The organism is Escherichia sp. AM3 (assembly GCF_032029835.1).
Taxonomy (GTDB): domain Bacteria; phylum Pseudomonadota; class Gammaproteobacteria; order Enterobacterales; family Enterobacteriaceae; genus Escherichia; species Escherichia coli.
Genome location: NZ_JAVUPQ010001376.1, coordinates 1 through 230, shown reverse-complemented (window position 1 = coordinate 230; position 230 = coordinate 1). Strand labels below are relative to the sequence as shown.

Here is a 230-nt window from a genome sequence, read left to right as displayed (position 1 = left end):
CACTCCGGCATAAACGGCGCCTGCGGGTTCACCGCGCTGTCGCGACACTTCACGCGACGCGGCTGATAGTAGTTAACGCCGAGCAGGTCGATTTTCCCTTCCGCAATCAGGAAACCGTCTTCCGGCTTGCAGGCGGGCAGCTGATCGTAAGATTTCAGCAATGCCACCAGGTCCGCCGGATACTCCCCGCGCAGCACCGGGTCGAGGAAGCTGCGGTTAAACATCAGATC

1 protein-coding gene is annotated in these 230 nt (G+C 60.4%); it reads right to left on the bottom strand.

Annotation, left to right across the window (positions count from 1 at the left end; all coding sequences use genetic code 11):
- On the bottom strand, positions 1-230 hold a 230-nt coding region (locus RTW80_RS31115), incomplete at both ends, for a family 1 glycosylhydrolase (protein WP_312722124.1).